The following is a 9677-nucleotide window of genomic DNA, read 5'->3' as shown; positions in this document are numbered from 1 at the left end:
AGGTTCTGATCATGCCCGGTTCGAGACGCCTGACACCGATCGACGCACGCAACACGTCGATGGTGATCGCGGATCAGATTCGCGATCGCATCATCGACGGGTCCTACGCGCCCGGAGAACAGATCAACGAGGCGAATGTCGCGGCGGAGCTGGAGATTTCACGTGGCCCCGTGCGAGAGGCGTTACAGCGTCTGAATCAGGAGGGACTGCTCGTCAGCTACCGCAACCGCGGTGTGTTCGTCGTCGAGCTCAGCAGCGGCGACGTCGCCGAGATCTACCAGTCGCGCGCAGCGATCGAGGTCGGTGCGGCATGGACTCTGGTACATGGAGATCGTGCGCAGCTGATCAAGACCGCCGACGAACTCTCGGCCATCGTGATGCAGATGCAGCCGTTCATCGATCGGGCGGATTGGCGTGGCCTCGCCGAACGCGACCTTGCCTTTCACACTGCCCTGGTAGCGGCCACGAGGAACAGTCGGATGTCGCGTATGTACGCCACGCTGGCGGCCGAGGCACGCATTTGCATGGCAAATCTCGAAACTGCCTACTACCGTCCCGAGGCTCTGGTCGAGGAACATCAGCTGATCGTCGATCTGCTGCTGGGATCGGATTGGGATGCGCTCGAGAAGGGCGTCCACGAACACATGGACACCGCCGTGCACGATCTGACGCGAGCCATGGTCGACGAACACTCCGAGCAATCCGTACTCGCATCACCCGGGTAGAGCCTTCGGGCGCAACACAGCTTTAACACGGCAGCCCTTGCTCCCCGCCGACACCAGCGGATAGCCTGATTGTCAACAATCTACTAAAAGACCTCCCGAAGGGGGTGCCCGTGAACGCCTCATCCGACGATGCCTACGTCACCGCAATCGGACCCGCGCAGACTCCAGGACGGGCTGCTCCCGGCCTGGCCCGCTACCCGGACGTACCGAACAGCACGCCCATCACGTTCACCGACGAGGAATACGCCGACCGGCTCGCAGCCGTCCGTCGGCGCATGGCGTCGCAGAACCTGACTGCGCTGATCGTCACCGACCCCGCGAATCTCTACTATCTACTGGGCTACAACGCACTCTCGTTCTATACCCCGCAAATGCTGTACGTGCCGCTGGACGGCGAGCTGTACTTCTTCGCTCGCGAGATGGATGCCAACGGTGCGTTCCGTACGTCGTGGTTGCCGCAGGACCACACCTTCGGATACCCGGAGACGTTCGTTCAGCGCAGAGACACCCACCCGTTCGTCTGGGTAGCCGCCAAGTTACGAGAGTTGGGGCTGGTCAACAACTTCGAGCACGGTCAAGTGGGACTGGAGATGGACTCGTACTACTTCAGCCCCAAGGCCTTCGAAGCGCTCGTCAAATCGCTACCCGAGTACCGATTCACCGACTCGTACGAGTTGGTCAATTGGATCCGCGTGGTCAAGTCGCCGGCCGAGATCGCGTTGATGCGCGGTGCGGCGACGGTGTGCGAGGCCGCGATGTCTGTTGCGCACCACGCGATTTCGGTAGGGGAACGGCAGTGCGATGCCGCTGCCGCCATCATGAACGCACAGGTACGCGGCACAGCCGACTTCGGCGGCGATCACCCAGCCATCGTGCCGATGCTGCCTACCGGGGCAGGAGCGGACACTCCGCACCTGACGTGGTCGGATCAACGGTTCGTCCGAGGCGAGACCACCGTCGTCGAACTGGCCGGCGTGTTCCGGCGGTACCACGTTCCGATGGCCCGCACGATCGTGCTCGGCAAGCCGAGTCCGCGTCTGAAATACCTTGCGGAATCCACCGGTGAAGCGCTGAACGAGGTACTGGCAACGGTCCGCCCCGGGGTCACCGCAACCGAGCTGGCTCAGGTATGGAACACCAGCCTGGCCAAGCACGGCCTCCACAAACCGTCGCGCATCGGCTACTCGATCGGCGTCGCGTACGCCCCCGACTGGGGCGAGCGCACGGTGAGCCTCCGCACCGACGACGAGACCGTCCTGGCCGAGAACATGACCTTTCACATCATCGGCGGAATGTGGATGGACGACTACGGATACGAGGTGTCCGAAGCAGTCCGAGTCACCGACACCGGCGTCGAAACCTTCACCGCATACCCCCGAGAACTACTGACGAAGGAGTGAGACATGACCACCTCCACCGCAGGCTCCACTCCTGACCAAAAGGGTCGTTCCGCAGGCTCCACTCCTGCCATTCCTTGGGCCCTGCGCACCGACCAACTGGTGGGATCGGTGATCGACTCGTCGACATCGCTTCTCGCTGCCCAGAAACACGACATCGTCAGGTTCGCGATGGGATCTCCTGCAGCCGAGACGGTTCCGGCTGCCGCGTTCACCGAGATCGCCGGCAGTGTGCTCACAGCGGACGCCTTCGATTACGGTGCCACCGAGGGTGATCCGGGTCTGCTCGACGCGTTGTTGGCGTATCTCGAGTCCGTCGGCGAACCCACGTCCGAGGGTCGGGTCGTCATCACCTCGGGCGGCATGCAGGGTCTCGACATCGCCTGCAAGCTGTTCGTCGATCCCGGTGATCTGGTCATCGTCGAAAGTCCCACGTACACCAACGGAACTGCCACAGTGCTGAGCTACGGCGGCGATATTCTCGAGGCACCGATGGACAGTGACGGTCTCATCGTCGAGGCGTTACCCGAACTCGTCGAGCGAGCCGGGCGTCTACCGAAGATGATCTACGTTATTCCCAACTTTCAGAACCCGTCCGGGGTCACGCTCTCGCTCGAGCGTCGACTGTTGTTGATCGAGTTGGCACACCGATGGGGCTCGGTGATTCTCGACGACGATCCGTATGGCCTGCTGCGTTTCTCGGGGGACCCGATCCCGAGTTTCGGGGCGCTGAGTCCGAACGATCCGCTGATCTTCTCGGTGCGGACCTTCTCGAAGATGATCGCTCCCGGTCTGCGCGTGGGGTGGGTGGACGCGGCCCCCGAAGCGCGTCGGTTGATCGTCAACGCCAAGCAGGCAATGGACACCTGTACGAATCTTCCGGCACAGAGGATGGTGGCCGAGTACATCCGGCGCGGGCTGCTCGAGGAGCACCTGCGGTCGCTGGCTGCGGTGTACCTACCGCGAAAGATGGCGATGCAGAACAGTATTGCGACACACTTCGGTGACGTGATGTCCACCACGGACCCCGACGGGGGCTTCTTTCTGTGGGCGACGTTGCGCGGAAACGACCACGATTTCTCGACGCAGGATCTGTTCGAAACCGCACTGGCCGAAGGAGTTGCCTACATTCCCGGACCGGCGTTGTCGGTGGGCGGCAAGTTTCACGATTCGCTACGGCTGTGCTTCGCCTCGTCGACACCCGAGCGCATCGAGGAAGGCATCAGGCGGTTGGCCGTGGCGGTGGAAAAATCGAAGCATCTGCTCGCCTCCGACCCCACGCGATGACCGTTCCGAGTGCCCAGCAGTCTCTGCTCGACTCCGTCGACGAGAACGAGATCGTTTCTCTCACAGCCGCGTTGATCGAGGCGGGCGGTGAAAATCCGGGCGACACCGAAGAAAAGTGCGCGAAAATACTCGCGGAGCGATGTCGCGCACTGGGATTCGACGTTCGCAGGATCGAGGTCGCTCCCGGCAGACCGAACGTGATCGCTTCGATCGGACCCGATGACACCCCGGGGGTCCTGTTCGTCGGCCACTCCGACGTCGTTCCGGCGGGCACCGGCTGGACGACGGATCCGTTCACCGCGGTCGTGCGAGAGGGGCGCATGGTCGGACGGGGAGCATGCGACATGAAAGGGGGAGTGGCCGCAGTGGTGGCCGCTATGGATGCGGTGAACCGTGCCGGTCTTGCAGATCGCTTCCCGATGACGTTGGCGTGTCTGGTGGACGAGGAAGACACGGGTTTGGGTATTCGAGCATTCGTCGCCGACCCGGGAACCCGTCGTTTCCAGTGTTGCGTGGTGGCCGAGCCGACGGACCTGGTGACCATCGTCGGTTGCCGAGGAGCCGCGAATATCGAGATCGACGTGCGCGGGCGTTCGGCACATGCAGGTCGGCCGCGCAACGGTGCCAATGCGATATCCGCTGCCGCCCGCATCGTCGCCGTCATCGAGGACTGGCAGATCGAATTGGGCGAGGATCCACACGCCGAACTCGGTCCCGCTACCTGGAACGTGGGCACCGTGACGGGAGGCACCGGTACGTCGATGGTTGCCGACCGGTGCGTGCTCACGGTCGACCGTCGGCTGCTACCCGATGAGAGCGCTGCGGAGGTGGTGGACGACCTGCGTTCGCGGATCGACGCGGCAGGTATCACCGGTTCGGGAATCGAGGTACATCTCGAGGTGTCGATGGAAATGCCGGGCTTTCTGACCGCTGCGGACGATGGATTGGTCACCACTGCAATGCAATCGGTTCGCGACATCGGATCTGCCGGTTTCACTGACATCTGGACGGCTTCGTGCGATGGTGGTTTCGTGGCACAGCAGATGGGTATCCGCACCGTCGTGCTCGGTCCCGGGGAGATCGAAAACCAGGCGCACCGGCCGGATGAGTCCGTCGCCGTGCAGCAATTGACCGACAGCGCAAAGGCGTACGCGTTGATCGCCACCAGAATCGCTGCGCCACCTGGTCTTTAGTTTTCCAAGAGGGGGTTGTTCGAGACGTGCGTCCGGCGTCGACGTAAAGTCGGACGCTGCGAAGTACCAAACCGACGCTCCACGTTGTCATAAAGCGAGAGGTATTGGACCGTGACCGAAACTTCAGGGTCGGCAGCTTCGCCGACCGGATATCCGCCGAGTACCGACACACTCAGCGCGAACGAAACGAAAATTCTGCATCGCGCGATCGGCGGGTCCGCACTGGGCAACGCCGTGGAGTGGTTCGACTACGCGGTGTACGGCTACCTCGCCGTCTACATCGCCGCCAACTTCTTTCCGTCGGACGACGGGGGAGCGAGCCTGCTCTCCACGTTCGCCGTGCTGGCCGCGTCGTTCATCATTCGCCCCATCGGCGGCATCGTGCTCGGCCCGCTCGGCGACCGCATCGGTCGTCAGAAGGTCCTCGTCCTGACCGTCTCGATGATGACGTTGGCCACGGCGGCAATCGGGGTGCTGCCGACGTTCGACACCATCGGTATCGCAGCACCGTTGTTGTTGCTCGTCTGCCGATTGGTGCAGGGCTTCTCCACCGGCGGTGAGTACGGCGGCGCAGCAGTGTTCATGGCCGAGTACGCGCCCGACAAGCGCCGCGGATTCTTCGGGTCGTTCCTCGAATTCGGCACCCTCGCAGGCACGGTGGGCGGTGCCACCCTGTGCACCCTGCTCAACGTCGGGCTCGGAGACGAGACCATGGAGGCCTGGGGCTGGCGAATTCCGTTCCTGGTGACGCTCCCGCTGGGCATCGTCGCGTTGTGGCTGCGGACCCGGCTCGAGGATTCTCCGGTGTTCGCCGAGGCCAAGGAAGACGGTGGCACGGTCGAAGAAGGTGCAGGTGGAGCAGTCACCTCCCTCAAGGCCACCCTGACGTACTGGCAGCGAATCCTGATTCTGATGGGATTCGTGCTGCTGCTCAACATCGCGTACTACACGGTGCTCACGTTCTTGCCCTCGTACCTCAGCGACACGTTGGGGCACAGCACGACTCAGTCGAACTTCACCCTCGTGGCCATCATGATCATCATGATGTTGATCATCAACCCCATCGGCGCTCTGTCCGACCGGGTGGGTCGAAAGCCGTTGCTGCTGGTCGCCTGTGTGGGGTACTTCGTCTTCAGCGTCCCGCTGTTTCTGTTGATCATCAACACCGGCCTGATCGGCCAGAGCATCGGCCTGCTCGGTCTCGGAGTGTTGCTGGTCATCATGTGCTCCTGCGTGTCGTCGACGCTGCCCGCACTGTTTCCCACCCAGGTGCGCTACGGAGCGTTCGCCATCGGATACAACGTCTCGACGGCGCTCTTCGGCGGCACGGCACCGCTGATTCTGACGTTCCTGATCGACCGAACGGGTTCCAACCTGATCCCGGGTTGGTACATGATGATCGCAGCCGCCATCGCGTTCGTTCCGATCCTGCTGATGCCAGAAACCGCGGGCCGGTCGTTGCGCGGCACCCAGTGCCCCGGTGACAACGACGACGAGGTCGCTGCGTCCGGCGTCGAGCTCGTCGGATACAAGTCGAAGTAGTGCGTCCGGTCCTGGCCGTTCTGCATGCCGGCGACCTTCCCGAGGGTCTCGAGTCCGTCGCGGAGGTCGCCGACATCAGATACGCCACCGCCGACACGCTCGCCGAGGCCGTCGACGGTGCCGACGCCCTGCTGCTGTGGGATTTCTTCTCGCCCGCAGTCGAATCCGCGTGGTCGCGTTGCGGTTCGCTGAAGTGGATCCATATCGCCGCTGCCGGAGTGGACTCGTTGATGTTCGACGAACTGGTGGAATCCGATGTGGTCGTGACCAATTCGCGTGGAGTGTTCGACCGACCGATCGCGGAGTTCGTGCTGGCTCAGATCCTCGCGTTCGCCAAGGACTCCGAACGTTCGCGCACACTGCAGCATTCGAAGACCTGGCAGCACCGCGAGACCGAACGCATCGACGGTGCACACGTGATGATCGTGGGCACCGGAGCAATCGGTCGTGCCATCGCGACTCTGCTGAGTGCTGTGGGAATGTCGGTCTCCGGCGTGGGTCGAACAGCGCGAGGCGGCGACGGAGACTTCGGCACCGTGTACGCCAGTGATGATCTGGTGGACGAAGTAGGGCGGGCCGACTACCTGGTTCTGGTTGCCCCGCTGACCGAACAGACGAGGGGCCTGGTCGGCGATTCTGTGTTGGCCGCGATGAAGCCCGGATCGAGGGTGATCAACGTCGGTCGCGGCGAGCTACTCGACACCGATGCCCTGCTCACACATCTCGATTCGGGACACTTCGCCGGGGCTGCGCTCGACGTCTTCGAGACCGAGCCGCTCCCGGCCGACCACCCGCTGTGGGCGGCCGAGAACGTGGTCGTCACTCCGCACATGAGCGGGGACGCGTCGGGGTGGAAGAGTCGTCTCGCCGACCTCTTCGTCGACAACGCGCAGCGATACTTTCGCGGCGAACAGCTGCGCAACGTCGTCGACAAGAAGCTCGGTTTCGTGGTGTGACCGGTCTTGTGATGTGACTGTCAGTAGGCCCGCTCGTACTGCGGTGCCACTGCCGGTGTCATCTCCACTCCGAGTTCGCGGGCCGCGCGCCGTGGCCAGTACGGATCGCGCAGCAGCTCACGGGCGAGGAGCACCGCAGTCGCCTCGCCGAGCGAAACGATGTCCTCGGCCTGTTTCGGTTCGGTGATCATCCCCACCGCTGCGGCCGGCATCGTGGTCTCGTTCTGGATACGCCGTGCGAACGGCACCTGGTAACCGGGTTCGACCGGAATCTCGGCGCGTACGTTCCCGCCGGTGGACGTATCGACGAGATCCACCCCGTGCTCGGTGAGTATCTGCGCCAGCGCGACAGTCTGATCAGAGGTCCAACTCGGAGCTTCCAAGTCGGCTGCAGCCTCGGACTTCTCGGGTTCGTCGAGCCAGTCCGTTGCCGACAGTCGGACGAACACCGGAAGCTCGGCCGGCCACACCTCGCGGACCGCGTCGACCACCTCGATCAGCAGGCGAGTCCGTCCCGCGAAGTCGCCGCCGTAGGCGTCGGTGCGGGTGTTGCTGGCAGGCGAGAGGAATTGGTGCAGGAGGTATCCGTGCGCGCCGTGTATCTCGGCTACCTGGAACCCGGCCTTCAGTGCGCGCTGCGCAGCGTTACGGAAATCGTCGACGATCTTTGCGATGTCGTCGGCTGTCGCTTCCCGTGGTGTCGCGTAACGACCGAACGGTACGGCGCTCGGGCCCACGGTCTCCCAGCTCCGGGGATCCTCGGCGGGCAGTGATGTGCCACCGAGCCAGGGAGCCGCCGTCGAGCCCTTCCGGCCCGCATGCGCCAGCTGGATGCCCGGGACGGTACCGAAGGACGAGATCTCGGTGACGATCTCGGCCAGTGCGTCGGCCTGTGTGTCGTTCCAGATGCCCAGGTCCGACGGGCTGATTCGGCCCTCGGGGCTGACCGCTGTGGCCTCGGTGATGATCAGGCCGGCTCCGCCGATCGCGCGGCTCACCAGGTGGGTGCGATGCCAGCCGCCCGCGACGCCGACGTTCGAGCCCGTCTCGTCGGCCGAGTACTGGCACATCGGTGCCATCCATACCCGGTTGGGAAAGGTGAGCTCGCGCAATGTCAGGGGCTCGAACAGGGCACTCACAGGTGGTTCCTCCGGTCTGTCGGTCTCGACGTCGTTGACGTCGGCGATGTCCACGCTGTGCTGCAACGACGTGGAGATGCAGCTTCATTCCCCGGCCCTATTAGTGTGTAGTGCATGACTGCTTCCGTCTCGGCCGCTTCGGTGCCGTCCTCTGCCGACGAGCGCGAGAACGTGCACTCGGCTGCTCGCCGAGCCCGCGTCGCTTCACGTGCACTGGCGTTGCTGACCACTGCGGAAAAGGATTCGCTGCTGCATGCCGCGGCCGACGCCGTGCTGGCCGCAGCGGAGCCGGTGCTCGCAGCCAACGCCGCCGACATCGAGATCGCCCGCGCTGCGGGAACGGACGAGGGTCTGCTCGATCGGCTGCGGCTGACTGCACCGCGCATCGACGGTATTGCCGCCGGGCTGCGGCAGGTGGCGGGCCTACCCGATCCGATCGGCGAGGTCATCCGCGGATCGACGCTCCCCAACGGGCTCGAGATCAGGCAGATGCGGGTTCCGCTGGGCGTCGTGGGCATGGTCTACGAGGCGCGCCCCAACGTGACTGTCGACGCGTTCGGTCTGGCATTCAAATCCGGGAACGCAGTGCTGCTGCGGGGGTCCTCGTCCGCGGCGCAGTCGAACGCAGCCCTGGTCGAGGCGCTGCAGGGTGCGCTCACGAGCCACGGGCTGCCGGAATCGGCAGTACAACTGCTCAGTAGTGCTGATCGGTCGACGGTCACCCACCTCATTCAGGCCCGCGGGCTGGTGGATGTCGTGATCCCGCGTGGGGGAGCGGGTCTGATCGCCGCGGTCGTGCGTGATGCCACGGTTCCCACCATCGAGACCGGGGTGGGTAACTGCCACGTCTATCTGCATTCGTCCGCCGACGCCGAGACGGCCGAGAAGATCGTGCTCAACGCCAAGACCCGCCGGGTGAGCGTGTGCAACGCCGCCGAAACGGTGCTGGTCGATGCCGCGATCGCCGAAACCATGGTGCCGAGGTTGTTGCAGGCGTTCCACATGCACAGCGTCACGGTGCACGGTGATCTGCCGGGGTTGGTTCCCGCAGGCGACGACGATTGGTCGCAGGAATACCTCTCGCTCGACATCGCGCTGAAGGTGGTCGACGGCCTCGACGAGGCGATCGACCACATCGACCGATACGGCACCGGCCATACCGAGGCGATCGTCGCGTCGGACATCGGTGCTGCGCGCGAATTCACCCGACGAGTCGACGCGGCTGCCGTGATGGTCAACGCCTCCACCGCGTTCACCGACGGCGAGCAGTTCGGCTTCGGTGCCGAGATCGGCATCTCCACCCAGAAGCTGCACGCCCGCGGCCCCATGGGCCTGCCCGAGCTGACCTCGACCAAATGGACGGTGTGGGGCGACGGGCACGTCAGACCCGTCTGACCGGCCTGCAGCCACCCGACCCGCCAGACCCGATCTTCCAGGA

Annotated in this window: 8 protein-coding genes; 7 read left to right on the top strand and 1 reads right to left on the bottom strand. The window is 64.2% G+C overall.

What is annotated here, in order from left to right:
• Window positions 1-11 precede the first annotated feature (11 nt).
• The 6 genes from CH268_RS13650 to CH268_RS13625 all read left to right on the top strand — a co-directional run bounded on the left by CH268_RS13650 (window position 12) and on the right by CH268_RS13625 (window position 7100).
• On the top strand, window positions 12-725 hold the full coding sequence (locus tag CH268_RS13650) for a GntR family transcriptional regulator (RefSeq protein ID WP_230590991.1): 714 nt from the start codon (window positions 12-14) through the stop codon (window positions 723-725).
• Between the two features lie 221 nt (window positions 726-946).
• Complete coding sequence (locus CH268_RS13645) at window positions 947-2125, top strand: M24 family metallopeptidase (RefSeq protein WP_176457951.1); 1179 nt, start codon at window positions 947-949, stop codon at window positions 2123-2125.
• A gap of 3 nt (window positions 2126-2128) precedes the next feature.
• Window positions 2129-3409 carry an aminotransferase-like domain-containing protein gene (locus CH268_RS13640; protein ID WP_094664619.1) on the top strand — a complete coding sequence of 427 codons (1281 nt, stop codon included), beginning with the start codon at window positions 2129-2131 and terminating at the stop codon, window positions 3407-3409.
• Window positions 3406-4602 carry a M20 family metallopeptidase gene (locus CH268_RS13635; RefSeq protein ID WP_094664617.1) on the top strand — a complete coding sequence of 399 codons (1197 nt, stop codon included), beginning with the start codon at window positions 3406-3408 and terminating at the stop codon, window positions 4600-4602. The genes CH268_RS13640 and CH268_RS13635 overlap by 4 nt, the downstream gene beginning before the upstream one ends.
• A gap of 111 nt (window positions 4603-4713) precedes the next feature.
• Window positions 4714-6144 (top strand): MFS transporter, encoded by a 1431-nt coding sequence (locus CH268_RS13630; RefSeq protein ID WP_051365181.1) that lies wholly within the window; start codon window positions 4714-4716, stop codon window positions 6142-6144.
• A complete protein-coding gene (locus CH268_RS13625; RefSeq protein ID WP_094664615.1) occupies window positions 6144-7100 on the top strand; it encodes a D-2-hydroxyacid dehydrogenase in 957 nt (318 codons plus the stop codon). The genes CH268_RS13630 and CH268_RS13625 overlap by 1 nt, the downstream gene beginning before the upstream one ends.
• 20 nt (window positions 7101-7120) lie before the next feature.
• On the opposite strand, the gene CH268_RS13620 is transcribed toward CH268_RS13625, so the two are convergent.
• Window positions 7121-8239, bottom strand: coding sequence for an NADH:flavin oxidoreductase/NADH oxidase (locus tag CH268_RS13620; RefSeq protein WP_176457943.1), 1119 nt, complete (start codon window positions 8237-8239; stop codon window positions 7121-7123).
• A gap of 114 nt (window positions 8240-8353) precedes the next feature.
• Between CH268_RS13620 and CH268_RS13615 the strand changes: the two genes are divergently transcribed.
• Window positions 8354-9634 (top strand): glutamate-5-semialdehyde dehydrogenase, encoded by a 1281-nt coding sequence (locus CH268_RS13615; protein ID WP_094664613.1) that lies wholly within the window; start codon window positions 8354-8356, stop codon window positions 9632-9634.
• Window positions 9635-9677 lie beyond the last annotated feature (43 nt).

The sequence above is a fragment of the Rhodococcus sp. 06-1460-1B genome, from assembly GCF_002258475.1.
Taxonomy (GTDB): Bacteria; Actinomycetota; Actinomycetes; order Mycobacteriales; family Mycobacteriaceae; genus Rhodococcoides; species Rhodococcoides fascians.
The sequence above is the reverse complement of the archived record's forward strand: the minus strand, read 5'-3'. Positions and strand labels throughout refer to the sequence as shown.